13 protein-coding genes and 1 pseudogene are annotated in these 17,306 nt (G+C 34.7%); 1 reads left to right on the forward strand and 13 read right to left on the reverse strand.

All coding sequences use genetic code 11. The features are described 5' to 3' along the window. Positions 1-70 precede the first annotated feature (70 nt). Entirely contained in the window at positions 71-2,644 is a 2,574-nt protein-coding gene (locus tag CDOM16190_RS09620; protein WP_170020489.1) for a pentapeptide repeat-containing protein, read from the forward strand. A gap of 76 nt (positions 2,645-2,720) precedes the next feature. Here the strand turns inward: CDOM16190_RS09620 and CDOM16190_RS10765 are convergent. The 13 genes and pseudogenes from CDOM16190_RS10765 to CDOM16190_RS09680 form a co-directional block, all read right to left on the reverse strand. After that, positions 2,721-2,841: pseudogene (locus tag CDOM16190_RS10765) on the reverse strand (DNA-deoxyinosine glycosylase); the annotation flags it as partial. 304 nt (positions 2,842-3,145) lie between these two features. Continuing rightward, entirely contained in the window at positions 3,146-6,712 is a 3,567-nt protein-coding gene (gene nifJ, locus CDOM16190_RS09625) for a pyruvate:ferredoxin (flavodoxin) oxidoreductase (protein WP_170020491.1), read from the reverse strand. A 166-nt stretch (positions 6,713-6,878) separates the two neighbouring features. Further along, entirely contained in the window at positions 6,879-7,529 is a 651-nt protein-coding gene (locus CDOM16190_RS09630) for an HAD family hydrolase (protein WP_169975800.1), read from the reverse strand. Positions 7,530-7,620: 91 nt separating this feature from the next. After that, positions 7,621-8,622: an OmpA family protein gene (locus tag CDOM16190_RS09635; protein WP_170020493.1), complete on the reverse strand. Its 1,002-nt coding sequence runs from the start codon at positions 8,620-8,622 to the stop codon at positions 7,621-7,623. A 178-nt stretch (positions 8,623-8,800) separates the two neighbouring features. Beyond that, a complete protein-coding gene (gene rpsI, locus CDOM16190_RS09640) occupies positions 8,801-9,190 on the reverse strand; it encodes a 30S ribosomal protein S9 (RefSeq protein WP_169975796.1) in 390 nt (129 codons plus the stop codon). Between the two features lie 2 nt (positions 9,191-9,192). Next, positions 9,193-9,621 carry a 50S ribosomal protein L13 gene (gene rplM, locus CDOM16190_RS09645; RefSeq protein ID WP_170020495.1) on the reverse strand — a complete coding sequence of 143 codons (429 nt, stop codon included), beginning with the start codon at positions 9,619-9,621 and terminating at the stop codon, positions 9,193-9,195. Between the two features lie 77 nt (positions 9,622-9,698). Then, positions 9,699-12,503, reverse strand: a complete 2,805-nt coding sequence (locus tag CDOM16190_RS09650; RefSeq protein ID WP_170020497.1) for a RecB-like helicase — start codon at positions 12,501-12,503, stop codon at positions 9,699-9,701. Further along, positions 12,500-14,836 (reverse strand): PD-(D/E)XK nuclease family protein, encoded by a 2,337-nt coding sequence (locus CDOM16190_RS10920; protein WP_170020499.1) that lies wholly within the window; start codon positions 14,834-14,836, stop codon positions 12,500-12,502. Before CDOM16190_RS10920 ends, CDOM16190_RS09650 begins: the two co-directional genes overlap by 4 nt. Further along, entirely contained in the window at positions 14,833-15,324 is a 492-nt protein-coding gene (locus CDOM16190_RS09660) for a FixH family protein (protein WP_170020501.1), read from the reverse strand. Before CDOM16190_RS09660 ends, CDOM16190_RS10920 begins: the two co-directional genes overlap by 4 nt. Beyond that, positions 15,314-15,910, reverse strand: a complete 597-nt coding sequence (locus CDOM16190_RS09665) for a hypothetical protein (RefSeq protein WP_169975786.1) — start codon at positions 15,908-15,910, stop codon at positions 15,314-15,316. Before CDOM16190_RS09665 ends, CDOM16190_RS09660 begins: the two co-directional genes overlap by 11 nt. 100 nt (positions 15,911-16,010) lie before the next feature. Then, a complete protein-coding gene (locus CDOM16190_RS09670; RefSeq protein ID WP_169975784.1) occupies positions 16,011-16,223 on the reverse strand; it encodes a DUF4006 family protein in 213 nt (70 codons plus the stop codon). A 9-nt stretch (positions 16,224-16,232) separates the two neighbouring features. Then, positions 16,233-17,087 carry a cbb3-type cytochrome c oxidase N-terminal domain-containing protein gene (locus CDOM16190_RS09675; RefSeq protein WP_170020503.1) on the reverse strand — a complete coding sequence of 285 codons (855 nt, stop codon included), beginning with the start codon at positions 17,085-17,087 and terminating at the stop codon, positions 16,233-16,235. Between the two features lie 2 nt (positions 17,088-17,089). Beyond that, positions 17,090-17,305 (reverse strand): cytochrome c oxidase, cbb3-type, CcoQ subunit, encoded by a 216-nt coding sequence (locus CDOM16190_RS09680; RefSeq protein WP_170020528.1) that lies wholly within the window; start codon positions 17,303-17,305, stop codon positions 17,090-17,092. Position 17,306 lies beyond the last annotated feature (1 nt).

Below are 17,306 nucleotides of genomic sequence, written 5' to 3' on the forward strand. Positions count from 1 at the left end.
CGCAAGTTGCTTTTTGATAATATTTCACATAATATAAATTTTAGTACATACCTGATAGCGAGGTGTAAAAGTGGTTTTAGATATAAATAAAATTTTGGAAGCGCAAAAAGAAGAAATTGAGCAAAAAGAACTTGAAAGATTTCAGGAGCTTGGGATTCTTAGCAAAAATATATGCCTTTCTGATACACCAGAGCAGCCCGGAAAACACTATTGGATTGAGAAATGTAAACACGAGGGGCAAGTTTTCTTTATTTTTAATTATTTTGTCTTTGATTCAGAATTAAAAGATAAAAATAGCATAAATTTAGAAAAATATCTACAAAGCAACGAATCAAACTTGATCCTTAGAAATTGCCAACGAGTAAAAAATCAAGAAACTATAAAAAATTTAAATAAAATCAAGCAGGCAATCATAGTTGTTGATTCTGAGATTCCCAATATCAGTTCTTGCGAATTTGAAAATGAAGTATTTTTACGCAATATTAGCAATAACACGTTTAGCAGATGTAAATTTACAAAAGAAGTTTACGTGGATGGATATGCGTGTTTTCATTCGTGCACATTTAACGATGATTTCGTATCCAAACACGCCAGAGAAGACATAGATTTTATAAATTGTGTTTTTAATAAATCTTTTGAATTGGCTACAATAAATAAATTACGGGGTATAAATTTTGAAGGAACGCATTTCAATCAAAAATTTACTATGGATATTAGAGAATTTAATGATTTAAATTTTTCACACACCGTATTTGATTGTAAATTTAACTTAAAATCCAAACAGATTAATGGAGAAGTGGTAAATTTTGCTGAAGCCATATTTAAAAAAGAAGTAAGTTTTTATCGAAAAACAATTAACTGTAGAATATATTTTGAAGAAGCTTGTTTTGAAAGTAACTTAATCTTTACTGAAGCTAATTTTAATAATGAAATAATTTTAGATAAAGCAAACTTTAAAGAAGAAGCGAAATTTTGTGGAACTAAATTTAAAATAGCAATATTAACAGGAACAAATTTTGAAAATAAAGCCGATTTTTCAAATGCAGTTTTTAACGAAAAAGCGTATTTTACAGATGCCGTTTTTGAAATGAGTGTAGATTTTAGTTCCGCTACTTTTACCGAAGAGGCAAGGTTTTTAAATACAAATTTTAAAGATACGACGACTTTTGCAAATGTCAAATTTGAAAGCAAAGTAGACTTTAAAACAGATAAAAATCTTGCTTTTGCAAATGAGGTAAATTTCAGCAATACGACTTTTCAAGATAATGCTTATTTTAATAGTAGAATTTTTGAAAATTTTGTTGATTTTTATGAAGTTGATTTTAAAAAAGTCGCTTGCTTTTACGGCGTTGTTTTTAAAAAGCCGGTTAATTTCTCATCAAGTATTTTTGACAGCGCTTTAAATTTCGTAAATGCAAAAACAGATTTTACATACGAAGAGCTTAAAAAGGTTATCGAGGTCAAAAGCGCAAGCAATGAAAGTGTCAAAAATATAGATAAATATATAAGTATGGCAAATGATTTTAGGGATGGTTTTAGGCTTATGAAACACGCTTTAAACAACAAAGGCAATGCACTAGACGCGAGCTTGTTTCATCGCCTAGAACTGTATTGTAAAGAGTTGGAACTAGATTTTACTCTCGAAAACATAAAAGCTAAAAATAGCGAAAATAGTAAAGAAGTAAAATCTGCCGATGAAGTAGAAGTAGAGCCTAAAAATAAAAATCGTATTGAGATTTTTTTAGATTTGATAACATTGAAATTATATAGAAACACTAGCGACCATCATACAAATTTACTACAAATTATAAATTTTATGGTTTTAACTATTGCGGTATATGGATTTTCTATTTATATGTATAAAAATTGTATTTTAACTCAGCTTGTTAATTATCCATATGAATGTGCGTGCTTGGCATTAGTATTAGTGCTTTTCTTGGCTCTTTGTATGATATGTCGCAAAACTACCAAATACAATATAACGTGTAAAAATGTGCTTATAGGGTTTATCCTACTTGCATTGATGTCTATGCTTATAGTCTTTTTGGTCAATGTTAAATATATTGCCTATGTTGCGCTTTTTGTTGCATCATATTTATTGCTGTATTTTTTTGCTATTTTAAAATCTAAACATGACTTGGTATATCTGTTTTATTATGGTTGCTTTATCGCTATATTTTTTATAAAACCATTTTTAATAGCGCCATTTATAGGCATGTTTACATCAGAGCAAATAGTCGAAAGCAAATTTAAAGAATACACCATAAGATATAACGAAAACGGCTTAGATGATATGCTCTTGGATGCAAATCTCACTAATACAAAAAAAGAAAACAAATTAGATTTTATAGTTAAAAACAGAAAAACGATTTTAGAAGAGTTGGATTGCGATAAAACTCTATTGATTGGCTCCAAAAATAAATGCGCCAAATATACTAATGAGCTTATAGACCTCAACGCAAGTGACAAAAACACACAAGAGACTCTTAAAAAACCGTATGTCGAAGCTCTAAACGCTCTAAAATACGACGAGATAATGCAATCAACGCAAAAAAGTGCAAACTTCCTTTACGGCTTCATCATGCTACTCGTTATTTATTCGCTTACAAAAACTGCGCGAAAAAATTCAGTCGTGCCTAGCTAGCGATTTATGTTATTCTACTAAGCGATGAGCCAAACATTTTTTAAATTTGTACTGAGCCCCACTGGAAGTGATTTTATGGATCTGCGTAGTAAAATCCAAATTTACGAGAAACGACAGATGGGAAAGAGTTAAGAATTAAAATGTTATATTTTTTTGTTGAGAATCGGTTTAAAAGGATAGGTTTGAATTTCACTCATTGCGCACTTTTGAAATGTTTTTAAAACTAATGCCGCTAAATTTATCCACTACTTTCACTCTTTAGACTATATGAATTTAGTATAAATTTTAACCAAAGCGGTTCAAATTTTGCCGCGCAAAGTCACCTACGAAATTTATTAGAATTTCGAGAGAAAAAGCAAATTTGACCGTTAATTGGCAACTAAAATTAAAGGTGCAAACTAAAATCTCATACGCCAAATTTCATTAAATTTAAAACCAAATCCTCTCACCCATCAAATTTGAGCGAGAGAAATTTAAGTCTTGCTCGGCGTTTTGGCTAGGTTAGGTTTCCGCGCTAGCCTCAACCTCATCGCTAAAATCAGCCACAGATAAGCGTTTTAGCTGGCGATAGCGACGCTTAGCGTCATCTTCGTTTTTCTTTAAAAGCGCATCTGCATGCTCTGGATTTGTCTTTTTAAGAGCGCTATATCTAACTTCATTTAATAAAAATTCCTCATAAAGGCTCCAGTCAGGCTCTTTAGATGTCATCTTAAGCGGATTTTTACCCTCTTTCATTAGTCTTGGATCATAGACATAAGTTGGCCAATAGCCGCATTTTGTCGCAAGTTCGGCCTGATTACCCGAATAGCTAAGTCCGCCTTTGATACCGTGAGCGATACAAGGCGAGTAGGCTATCACAAGGCTTGGTCCGTCATATGCTTCAGCCGCCAAAATAGCTTTTATCGTATTTGCTTGGCTTGCGTTTGAGTTTATCTGCGCTACGAAAATATTTCCGTAAGTCATCGCGATATAGCCTAGATCTTTTTTCTGAGCAGGCTTTCCTGAAGCGGTAAATTGCGCTATAGAGCCTGCACGGCTTGATTTTGAACTTTGACCGCCTGTGTTTGAATAAACCTCGGTATCAAGCACAAGCACATTTACGTTTTCTCCGCTTGCAAGCACGTGATCAAGTCCGCCAAATCCAATATCATACGCCCAGCCGTCGCCGCCGATGATCCATTGAGACTTTCTAATGAGATATTTTTTCAGGCTTAAAATTTCTTTCACGCCCTCAACTTGCGAATTTTGCTCTAAAATCGGCACCAAAATTTTAGCTATCTCTTTGGTTTTAGCGCTATCGTTTTTGAATTCAATCCAGTCGGTATAAAGTGCGCTAAGTGCGTTTGGCACGATATCTTTTGTTCGAAGCATTATATCTTCTATGCGGTGGCGGATAGTTTGAGTAGCCACTTCCATACCCATACCAAATTCGGCATTATCCTCAAACAGCGAATTCGCCCAAGCTACGCCGTGTCCGTCTTTATTTGTGGTATATGGCGTAGAAGGCGCGCTTCCTCCATAAATCGAGCTACAACCTGTCGCGTTTGCCACTATCATATGGTCGCCAAATAGCCTTGTAACAAGCCCAAGATAAGGCGTCTCTCCACATCCCGGACAAGCAGCGTGGAACTCAAAAAGAGGCTGAGCAAAGCTTGAGCCTTTAACGCTTTCTTTACTCATTAGATCATCTTTGTAAGTTACGTTTTTAAATAGATAGTCCGCATTTACCTGCTCGTTTTTCTCTTGTTCCTCTTCAAAAGGCACCATTACAAGCGATTTTTCCTTGCTTGGGCAGTTTTGCGCACACAGCTCACAACCCGTGCAGTCTAGGATACTAACTTGAATTTTATATTTTAGCCCTTTTAACTCCTTGCCTTTTGCGTCTAACACGTGATCTTTTACGGTTTGAGGGGCTGCTTCAAGCTCGTTATCATCGATCAAAAACGGTCTTATAACCGCATGAGGGCAGACAAAGGCACACTGGTTACACTGGATACAATTTTCCTCTATCCATTTTGGCACCATCACACCCACTCCGCGCTTTTCACAAGCCGTTGTTCCTGACTCGAAGTGTCCGTCTTCATAGCCCAAAAACGCAGATACCGGCAAGCTATCACCCTTAGCCGCATTTATCGGTTTTACTACCTTTTCGACAAAATCGGTTCCGACATATTGTTCTTTCGTATCGCTCTCATCGTTTAAATTTGCCCAAGCAGGATCTACAGGCACTTTTACAAGCTCACCGGCACCCATATCGATAGCCTTATAGTTCATCTCGACTATCGCTTCGCCTTTTTTGGAGTATGCTTTGTGAGCGTATTCTTTCATGTATTTTTGCGCATCTTCAAAAGGTATGATGTCTGCAAGTTTAAAAAAGGCTGACTGCATAATAGTATTTGTGCGATTCTTAAGCCCGATATCATGAGCCAGCTTAGTAGCGTTTATGATGTAGAAATTTACGTTTTTGCGAGCCAAAATTCTCTTAACTCTGTTTGGAATTTTAGCCAAAGTCTCCTCTGAATCCCAGATTGAGTTTAATAAAAACGTTCCGTTTTGTCTTATGCCGTCTATAACCTCGTAAAGTTCAAGATATGCCGCAACGGAGCAAGCTACAAAATGCGGGTTTGAGACAAGATAGGTCGAGCGGATAGGGTTTTTGCCAAATCTTAAATGCGAGCGCGTGTAACCGCCTGATTTTTTACTATCGTATGCGAAATAAGCCTGAGCGTAAAGGTCGGTCTTATCGCCGATGATCTTAATGGAGTTTTTATTAGCTCCAACCGTTCCGTCCGCGCCAAGTCCGTAAAACAAACACTCTTTTACACTATCGTCACTCAGTGAAATTTTCTCTTTTACCTCAAGCGATGTAAATGTAACATCATCTACGATTCCTACGGTAAAGCCGTTTTTAGGCTCATTTAGTTTTAAATTTTCAAATACAGCTATCATCTGAGCAGGATCGACGTCTTTTGAGCTAAGTCCGTATCTACCGCCGACTACGACAGGCTTTAATTCGCTTTCGTAAAATGCAGCTTTTATGTCAAGATATAGCGGTTCGCCCAAGCTTCCGGGCTCTTTTGTGCGGTCTAAAACGGCGATTTTCTTAACACTCTTTGGCATAACGTCAAATAAGTATTTTAAGCTAAAAGGACGATACAAATGAACTTTGATAATGCCTACTTTTTCGCCCTTTGCTCTTAAGTGATCAACAACCTCTTCAAGGGTTTGAGTTACCGAGCCCATAGCTATTATAATTCGCTCCGCTTGCGGATCTCCATAGTAGTTAAACGGCTTATACTCGCGTCCTGTTATCTTTGAAATTTCAGCCAAATAATCAGCAACTATATCAGGAACCGCGTCATAAAAGCGGTTAGTCAGCTCCCTGGTTTGAAAGTAAATATCATCGTTTTGAGCCGTACCTCTAGTCTTTGGACTCTCGGGGTTTAGCGCCTCGTCTCTAAATTTTTGAACCGCCTCTTTATCCAAAAGTCTATCAAAATGAGCATAATCCATAACTTCAATCTTTTGAATTTCGTGGCTTGTTCTAAATCCGTCAAAGAAGTGCAAAAACGGCACGCGACCCTTAATAGCCGCCAAATGCGCAACACCTGCGATATCCATAACCTCTTGAACAGAACCGCTTGCCAGCATCGCAAATCCCGTTTGGCGACAGGCATAGATATCTTGATGATCGCCAAATATAGACAAAGCTTGAGCGGCGATAGAGCGAGCGCTCACATGAATAACTCCGGGAAGAAGCTGCCCTGCGATCTTATACATATTAGGAATTTTTAAAAGCAGACCTTGAGAAGCCGTGTAAGTAGTGGTAAGCGCGCCTACTTGAAGTGAGCCGTGAACCGTTCCTGCCGCGCCTCCTTCGCTTTGCATTTCAACAACTTTAACGGGCATTCCAAATAAATTTTTCTTTCCTGCCGCAGCCCAAGCGTCAGTGTAATCAGCCATCGGAGAACTCGGAGTAATAGGATAAATGCCCGCAACCTCCGTAAAGGCGTATGAAGCATACGCAGCCGCCTCGTTGCCGTCCATAGTTTTCATAATTTTACTCATTTATTTGCCTCATCTTTATCATAAAATCTTTTATTATAAAACGAAATTCCAAAATATATGATTAATCAAAAGAATTATTGAGTATTTTAAGATGAATTAAAAGTATAAATTTATTACTAATGAATACTAAAATAGATTTACAGCTTAAATCTTCAATAAATTTATTCTATAGTTTTGCTATAAACTCAACTGCCCGAAGCGGATTTTCAAAGATATGGCTTGAGCATTTTTTCAAATTTTGCAAATCCTGATAACCGCACAAAAGAGCCAAACCCTCTATACCAGCTGATTTTGCTGCCATCATATCCATACATGTATCGCCTATCATAAACGCAAACTTTTTATTTTGCTCATTATCTTTACCTAGATTTTTAAGAGCTAAATTAATAGGCTCAGGGTTTGGTTTGGGGTGCACTACATCATCTCTGCCAACTACTGTTTTAATAAACTCTTTAATACCCAAATACTCAAGTAAATTTACAGAAAATTTAGAAGTTTTTGTAGTAACAACTCCTACGTCAGCAATTTTGCTAGCAAGCTCTACAGCCTCTTTAGCAAAATCTAAGAGGGTTGTTTGGTCTAGATAAATTTGTTTATAGCAAGCCTTATAAGCATCGATATAATTTTGAATCAAATCTTTATCCACTCCAAGACCGCCAAACATAACATCAAGAGGATGTCCAACAAGAGATTTTACTGCATCCTGGTCTGGTTTTTGATTATTATGAACTTTAAATGCAGTATCAAACCCTGTTAAAATAGCGGAAGTAGAGTCTATAAGTGTGCCATCCAAATCAAAAAGTATCGTTTTTTTCATTTGTTTTCTTTAATTAAAAAGTAGATAAAAAATTAGGCTCTACCGCTATATAGCGATAAAGCCTAAATAATGTAGTTTTTTACAGCCTAAATTATTTATTAAATTTAGCTTCAACGCGTCTATTTTCAGCGCGTCCCTCTTTTGTTTTATTATCAGCCACAGGTTTAGTCTCACCGTAAGCTACGGTTGTGATCTTATTTGAGCTTACACCAAGATTCTCAAGAGCTTTAGCAACAGCATTTGCTCTCTTTTCTGATAATTTTAAGTTGTAAGCCTCAGCACCAGTACTATCAGTATGGCCTTCTAAAACTACACGGTAGTTTGGATTTTCACTCATAAACTCGGCAACTTTTTTAATCTCTTTAAGATATTTTGGTGTTATTTTATAGCTATCAAATGCAAAATTTACACCTAAATCTCTAAGTACAATAACTTTCTCACAACCGGTTTCATCAACTACAACACCCGCTGGAGTATTTGGGCATTTGTCAACATCATTTAAAACACCATCATTATCATCATCAAGATTTACAACTTTTGGCATTATTGGTTTTTCTGGAGCAGCTACAACTACTGGAGCGGATTTCTCGATAAATCCTACAGCAAAGCCAAGTGTATAGAATAGATTGTGATCTCCGTGCTCAAATTTTATAGCATCTACAGCCTCTACCCGAAGCGCAAAGTTATCTGTAACTTTATATTTTAATCCTAAACCATATTGTCCGAATCCGCCATCTTCATTATCTACAAATTTAGCGGATACATCTTCCCAGCCAGCACCAACTAGTCCGTAAAGTGACAAATTATTAGTTAATCCAAAATCCTTAATAACGTTTACAAAGTATCTTGCTGCATTACCTTTTACACCAAACTCTTTAATATTGTTTGAGTAGTTAAAACCAAGCTCAACTTGATCTAAAAACGAATTTTCAAGATTTCTTCCAACTCTTAAGCCTATGGCAGCATGATCATTTGTTCCAAGATTTCCTTCTGGAAGAACTCCTCCTATAGTTGGAGTTAACTCATAGTTAAATGCTGAATCAGCAGCAAACAAAGCCGTAGCAGCAACTAAAGCAATAGCAATCTTTTTCATAGAATATCCTTTCTTTCTGATTTTTTAATCAAATCAGCAACAATATTTTACATATACTTAATAAATTCTATTTAAACGCTTATAAATATTCACTAAATATAAAATTCTCAAAGCATTGGTAGCGTTGAGAATAAACCCATAGGAGACCCCAGTATAGCAACCAAGGTCTTTAAAACCATTAACGTTTTGAGAATTGCGGACTACGTCTTGCTTTTCTCTTACCGAATTTCTTACGCTCAACCACACGAGAGTCACGAGTTAATAAGCCTTTTGGTTTAAGAACTGCTCTAAAATCACCGTCCATTGCAGCTAAAGCACGTGAAATTCCGTGTCTTAAAGCCTCAGCCTGAGCTGAATATCCGCCTCCTAAAGTAGTAGCAGTAACATCCACAAGGCTCTCTTGCTTAGTAACTAGAAGAGGTTGAACAACCTTTAGCTTGATAGCCTCATGCCCACCAAGCCAGCTATTTAGATCCATTCCATTTACTACGATTTTGCCGCTTCCTGACTTTATCCAAACTTTAGCGACAGCAGTTTTTCTTTTTCCAGTTGCATAAACTTTTGCCATAATTATTTTCCTTCTTTTTTAGCGATTTGAGCTGTATGAGGATGTTCGCTACCCGCATAAACTTTTAGTTTTTTTATCATCTCTCTACCAAGTTTTGTCTTTGGAAGCATTCCGCGAACCGCAAGCTTAAATAGCTTCTCAGGTTTATTGGCTACCAAATCGCCAAATTTCTCACTTTTTGTACTTCCGAAATAGCCAGAATGTCTGTGATATAGCTTATCTTCAGCTTTGTTATTTCCTGTAAATTCTACTTTTGAAGCGTTGATGATGATAACATAATCTCCACAATCAACGTTTGGAGTAAAATTTGGTTTATTTTTGCCACGAAGTATTGTCGCAACTTCGGTTAGCAATCTACCAAAACGCTTGCCTTCCGCGTCAAGTACAATCCAATCTCGTTTAACCTCGTTTGGCTTTGTTATTTGTGTCATTTTTTTACCTTTGCCAATAATTTTAGAACGTGATTCTATTTAAAAATAGCTTATATAAACCTTAATTTAAGTAGTTTTTAAATTTCAATATATTGAATTTTATTTTTTAGAGCGTAAAATAATACAGCTTTTATCTTAAGATTTGGATAAAATTTAGTTATAGCATCCTTGTAGTTCGTTATTTGAGATATATTTTCATCGACATTATGATCGCTTGTCTTGTAATCTATTATACAAATTTCATTATCATCAATACACATAAGATCGATCTGCTTTAACGAGCCATTAAATTTCAAAGGCTGTTCTTTATATATCTTTTTATTGATAGTAAGCTCTATAAATTTCTCGTCTTTTATTAAACTTAATCCTCTTAAAAATAGCTCTTCAAGCTCATCATTAGAAAGAAATTTATGAAATTTATTAAACATAGCAGATCTTGCCACCCACAATGCTCTCTCATCAAATTTAGCCGTAATCTCAAAGAGATAGTGAAATGCCAAACCTAAATATATGGCATTTTGATTTTTTGCCATACTATCTTTTTTAGTATTAATATCCTGCCTTGCAACCTTGATAATATCTATATCTTTGCTATTTCTTGCCTGTTGAATTTTATCTTTTTTACTAGGTATAACCTGACCAAAAGTAAATTCTTTCAAATCAAGATACTCTACAATTTCCTGACTACTTTTTAGCTCATAAGCTGTAAAAAAGCTAGGATTTCTTCCATCTGGATTACTTTTTTTAATAACAATAAGACCACAAATAGCTCTCGTAAAAGCTACGTAAAGTTTATTTAAATTCTCTTCTTTTTCAAGCTCTTTGGCTCTATTTTTAAGGTTCTTAAAATCCTCATCAAAACTCTCTTTTTTTATATTTTGCTTTATCTTCCAGCCATCTTTCACATCATATTCGGCTAAAAAACTGGAACTATCGCTTTTAGAACCCCCTATCCTGTCGCATACGATGACATTTTCAAACTGAAGTCCTTTTGATTTATGCACAGTCATTATTTTTACGCCTACACTATTTTTAGAGCTTATTACGGCATCAAAGCTATCGAGATTAAAAATAAAATCTGCTAAATTTTTAAATTCTCTTGCAAGTTCAAAAAGCCTTAAAATATCGATATTTGAAATATCAATATTTAGTTTTTTAGCAAGATAATTTAGGCTTAAAAAAGCTGGTTTAGATGGGTTAATATCAAGTAAATAGATCTTGGTGTCAAGCAAAGCTTCTACGTTTAACTTATAAATTGGATCCTTAAAAAGACAAAATTTAGCATACTCTACTATCGCTTTTACATAAGGACTTTGAAGCAAAGAAGACGTGCTTTCCGATACAGAATTTATGCCTGCGCTTTCAAGAGCGCTAGAAATAGAGTTTATATCCTCATTTTTCCAGCAAAGCACAGTGATATCATTATCTTTGACTCCGTTTTCAAGTAAAAATTTAACTTGATTTAGTAATTCAATAACTATATCATCATTGCTTACTACTCGCAAAAACCCGTAATCATCGCTATCTGGCTTAAAATATTCACACCAAGAATCAACTCTTAAGTTTAAAATCCTATCATCTTTTTTAGTGCTTGCGAGCTGCTCTTTGAAATCTGAAATTTTGTCCTTAAAAATTGCATTTGTAAATTTTACTAAAGCGGCAAAACTTCTGTAATTTGTATAAAGACTTGAGCTTTTTATCTGTATAAAATCATCTTGCAATTTAGCAAAAAGCTCCTTTTTACCACCTCTAAATCTATATATACTTTGCTTGATATCTCCTACGTAAAAAAAACTTCCAAGTCCGTTCTGTCCGTATCCTGATAAAATTTCAGATATCAAAGGAAGCATTATCTCGTATTGAGTTACGTTAGTATCTTGAAATTCATCAATTAAAAGATGATTTATCCGTCCATCAAGCCTAAAATAAAGCACTTGTGCATCGAAATTTTTGCAAAGAAGTTCATAAGTTAATCTTGAAATATCACTAAAAGTTAAGCTGTTTAACCTTTTGTTAAGCGCTAATTTAACACTTTTATAAATCTGTAAAAATTTATTAAGTTCGCTTAGTTTGTAAGCTTCAAGCTCATCAAAATATAGCTTTAAATTCGCCTTTAATTCCCAAAAAAGCTCATCAAGCTCAGGCGAATAAATTTTAGAATATGTGCGGTAGTTTAAACTATCCCTTTCTACAAAAGCACTCTCAAGCAGCCTGATTGGTTTTTTTGGCTCAAAACTCTTTAAAGCCTGGTCGCTTGCATCTTTTTTTAATGCATATTCATATAAATTTCTAAGACTGTTTTCTACCGCGACTTCACTTGGGAATTTAGAGTTTTGCACACACTTTATCTCGCCAAAATTATCATAAAACATCTCAAGCGCATCAAAAAAGCTATTTTTACTATTTTGAGCCGATATGATAAGATTAGCAAGCGCTTTTAAAAGTGCCTTGTCTTTTGAAATTTCAAGTGCAAACTCAGCTCTTTGCAGATTTTCTAAGCCAGAAACTATTTTAAAATCAGAACTTAGCCCCATATTTAGACTAAATTGCCTTAAAATCATCGCAAAAAACGAATCAAAGGTAGTAATTTTAAGATTGCCTTCTAAAAATTTGGCCAGCCTTGCATCTCTTAGCCCTAAAATTTCTTCTTTACTTTGATTTAAAATCTTAGATATCTCTTCTAGCTCGCTTGGTTTTTCTTTAAGATTTAAAAATGTCTCTACAACGCGCTCTTTCATCTCATTTGCAGCCTTTCTGGTAAAGGTCAAGGCTACAATTTCATTAATGTTTGCGCCATTTAATATAAGCGCGATAAATCGCACGCTAAGAGCGAATGTCTTACCGCTGCCAGCACTTGCTTCTAGGGCTAAAAATGGCTTCATAGTTCGCCCTTACAAATGATTTTGTACTCGCAATATCTGCATGCTGCACCTACATTGCGACTAAAATTTATCTCGCTTTTGTTTATTTTTTTAAGATTTTCAAGCTCTATTCGTAAATCTTCTAAACTTGAAGCAGATTTAACTAACTCCATCTCGCTTTTTAAATCATAGTAAAAAGCCTCGCATTTAGCCCCCACAAGAGCCTCATAAAAAGGAAGTTGCAATGATTTTTTATCAAAACTTCCACTCTTGTAATCAATTAAATTTATCTCGCCATCTCTCTCTTCTATCCTATCGATAAAGCCTGTCAACATTATTCCTTCAAAGCTGCGACTAAGCTCTTTTTCACAGGCTTTAACCCTCCAGCCCTGAGCAAATCTATCTTGCTCTTTTTTGGCAAATTTTTCAAAATTTATCATCAAAATTTCAAAATCAAGAGGCGAGATTTCCTTACTACTTAAAATTTTTTCAAATTCAATCAGATCAAATTTCTCAAATTTATTATAATACTCGCAAAGCGCCGCATGAACAGCATTTCCAAGTGCTGTATTTTGGCTATCTTGAGGCATCAAAGCTGGCTTAATTCCTAAAATTTTAGAATAATAATATTTCCTAGGGCATGTTAAAAATGTGTTTAGCTTAGAAAATGAAAGTGGCTTAGCAAAAAAATCATGCCTTAAAATTACTTCATCATCAAACGCCCTTAGTCTAGTTCCATCTTGCACGCGCGATAAAACCTTAGCATACTCGTCATCGCTAAAATTCATATCCTTAATAGCTATAAACTCATTTAGAAATCTTGAAGGGATTTTTTCCTCATTTACAAGATAACAAATCGCTGTTTTTTTGGACTCGTTTATGAGATTTTCATAATAAAATCTTTGTAAATTTTCTCTATCTATATGGCTTATAAGCCCAGCCTTTTCTCTAACCTTTGAGTTTAAAAACATCTCGTTTACGCTACGTTTTGGTATCAAATCGTCATTAAAATCAACGATAATAACACCGTCAAATTTCATTCCGCGACTCTCCAAGATACCTATTACGTTTATCTTGCCACCGCCTATGTCGTCAAGTTTGAGAGTATTTAGCTTCATAAGGAAAATTTCACAAATTTGTCTTAGCGTAAAGTTAAAATATCTAGCCAAATTTTCTATATAAAAAAGCTCTTCTAAAACTAAATCTTCGATATTTTTATCATCTTGCAGAGATAAAATTTCATTTATAAGCACTTTAAAAAAGCTAAATTCGCAGCTCATTTCAAAGTGATCTTTAAATTTATTAAAAAGCTCGTTTTTAAGCCCAAAAGATTCTAAAATAAACTCAAATTCATTGAATTCAAATCTGTTTTGAGTGTCTAATTTTACTCTTTTTTTATCGTTTATTGCAGCTACAATATATTCTATAATTTGAAAAAATTTCGTATTCTTAAAGCTCTCACCCATAGCGAAGTTAAAAATTCGGTTAAAATCGTACATTGCAAGAAGCTCACTAAAGCTCTCATCAGGCAAAATCACTGCTATTTTTTCAGGCTCAATCCCATCTCTTATAAACTCGCTTGCTTTAGCCATAACATAAGCACACTCAAGGCTAGTCGTAGCAAAAGATCTGGTCTGAATCTCTCTTTTTTTATTGATAGTGCCGATATTTTTAAGTGTTTTATCACTCAAATTTAGCTCAAATTTTGAATACTCGGCAAAATTTTTAATTCCTGAAGCTTGAGAAATTTTATCTACTAATTTTTTATTAAATTTACTTGTTTGAAATATGATTTTAAGAGTGGTAAGAGATGAAACTTTATTTAAAATTTCCCATTCAAAATCACTTAAAAATCCGTCTATCTCTATGATAATTTCATCAAATTCCCTGATATAATCCTCGTTTAGATTATAAATTTCAGGCAAAACTATATCATCGTATAAATTCTCTTTTTCAAGTAGCTCTTTATATCTATTTAGCACGGCTTCAAGTATAGCCAAATGCTCTTCAAAATTGGCGTATATATCGCTAAATTTAATATCTTCTATGCTCTTTTTTTGAATTGCAAGCTCTTTAAAAAAGCTAAAAAGATAGTCATTATTTTTTAAAAATGCAAAAAATTCATCGGGTATTTTAAGCTGCTCTCTAGCCTCTTTGACGCTTGCACTAGCTCTTTGCATAAGCACTAGCAAATATACGCTATCGGCTTCAAAACGATCTTTTACCAAAACCGCCTTTTTTTCAAATTCGGCTATAGTAATCGCCTTGGGTATTAACTGCTCTTCAAATTTTGAGTTAAAATCACGAATTTTACGTGAGTTTGTAAAAACAAAAAGTCTATTTAAATCTATCACTTCGCTTCAATTTCAAATTTATAAAATCCGGTATCGGTGCCGTCATTTAGCTTTAAAAGCAGCTGCCATCTACCCTTTTTAGTTAATTTTACACTCTTTGTAATTAATTTTTGATTTTGCCAAATCGCCTCTAAAATTTGATTTAGCTCATTAGTTTCTGGTCTGGTTAATAAAATTTGAGTGTTAAGATTAGCAGATTTGTTATCTTTTGGAGTTACGGTAAATTCAAATATAGCTTTAAGAAAATCGTTATGTTTTTCTAGATTTACACTATTAAAAACGACACTGAATTTAGAATCAAACTTCTTTTGACTCTCATGAATTTTATTGATATTCTCATCTACGTTTTGATATCTGTCCATATAAAAAGTATCCATCTGAACGGGATTTTTAAGCGCAATTACAATCGTAGCTATGCAGGCTATGACAATAGCTATGATAGAGAGCACGATAGCGTATGGCCAAAATGTCTTTGTATTATCTTGCATTTTTATTCCTAAATTTCTTAACTGACATCACGACTATAACAAAGATTATTGAACCATATACGAAAAATCTGATGATCTCAAGAAAAATTTTATTTGAACTGCCTAGCGCATTTTCTAGTTTAATGCGCTTTGACGAAGCTATCTGCTCAGCCAAATCAGCATAGCCGTTAAGCATAGCAGCATTATAGATATCCTTGCCATTTTTTGAGGTAAGTATTGGTAAAATCGAACCGCTAGATGGATATGGACTTAAAATTCCCTCTTTATTAAAAAGTTTAAGAGTTTCACTATCGGCAAAAATTTCAACCTTATGCTCAAATTTAGAAAGCATCAAAAATGCAAAAGGCGGCTTTAAATCTAACTCGCCAAAAGCCTCTTTTAAATTTTTTCCATTTAATTTATCAAATACGCCTATACCCACATAAATACTTGATTTTTCAAACAACTCGTCACCTATAAGCTCTATTCTTTCAGCAACTTTATCGCTTAAAATTTTTTGATTTACTAGGACAATATCTTTTGAAAAAGCAGAAGTTAAAAGCAAAGCAAGGGCGATAAATACGCCCTTAAAATTTATAAATTTCATCCTATAAACAAGTGGTTAGGAGTTAAAACCGCCCATGCACAAATTATAGCAGAGAGGACAAGTCCTATGATTATAATCTTCTCTAAAATTGCCGACATCTCTACTCCTTTATCTTTATATGCTTAGCGTTATCTACGCTTTTCATCTCGATAGCACTTGGATTTTCGATAGTGTATGGCTTTTGCGCCACATCTTGTTGAGCCTTAATGCCAAGATATGTAAGTACGGCTAAGATAGTTAGCAAAAGCACGGTAGCGATAAGCATTCCCGTTGCACCATTTAGTGCAAAAACGTTTCTATTTGTATTTTCCATCATAGCTCCTTACTTCGTAAGCGATAAGATATATTCGCCTACAGCCTTTTGCTGCAATGCGTTAAGTCTTCCGTCGTCAAATTTAGGCATAGCGCCTATAGCACCTTTTTTACCACGTTTTAGCACATCTACTACAAAATCACTTGTACCATATTTAGTAAGATCAGGACTCATGCCATCCATTCCCTTACCATCATCTCCATGGCAAGATGCGCAAACCGCAAACTGAGCCTTGCCTGCTTCAACTAAATTTTCATTTGTAGTCTTTTTAATACCTGAAAGCTCTTTAGCCACGTAAGCTGCTATGGCTTTGGCTCCCTCTTCATCAGCCATTCCAGGAGGCATTTCCCCCATTGGGTAATCAAGCCCTTTTGAGCCTTTTATAATAGCATCTACTATACCCTGCTCGCTTCCCCAAATGTTTAAATCAGCAGCTTTACCGTTTATTCCATCAGCCGTGATTCCGTGACATGCAGAGCATTGAACTAAAAATATACCCTCACCCATTGCATGAAGAGTTTTTATATCAGGATTGGCCCACTCTTTCTCAAATTTAGCATTCATGCCTTTTACCTCTTCGTTATATTCTCCGATTTGAGAATATGAGTTAAGAGGATACCCAACCAAATAATACCATATCGCCCATACTATAGTAAGTACGAACATTAATGCCCAACCTACAGGAAGAGGATTTTTATACTCGCCTATTCCATCCCAATTATGTTCGCTAAGCTCACCTTCGGATTTGCTATCCTTTATCTGTTTTACATATTTTCCGACAACAAATAGTGTAAGCAATATGATAGCTAATGCACCGATAAGCGAGAGTAAATTAATATTATCTTCTAAATTAAACCATTTCATACTCAACTTTCCTTTTTAACATTCTTACTCGTAGATACAGACTCTAAAATTTCATCACTCAAATCATCTTTTAATACCAAATTTGAGTACTTTTCATAGTTTCTCCTACCTGTTCTTTCTGATTTATACAAATGATAGCAATAGCTATATAGCACAATTACTAAAAAAACAGTAAAGAAGAAAAATCCGTAACCTTGAATCTCTCTTAAAGCCTGCATA

It is taken from the genome of Campylobacter sp. RM16190 (genome assembly GCF_012978835.1).
Taxonomy (GTDB): Bacteria; Campylobacterota; Campylobacteria; order Campylobacterales; family Campylobacteraceae; genus Campylobacter_A.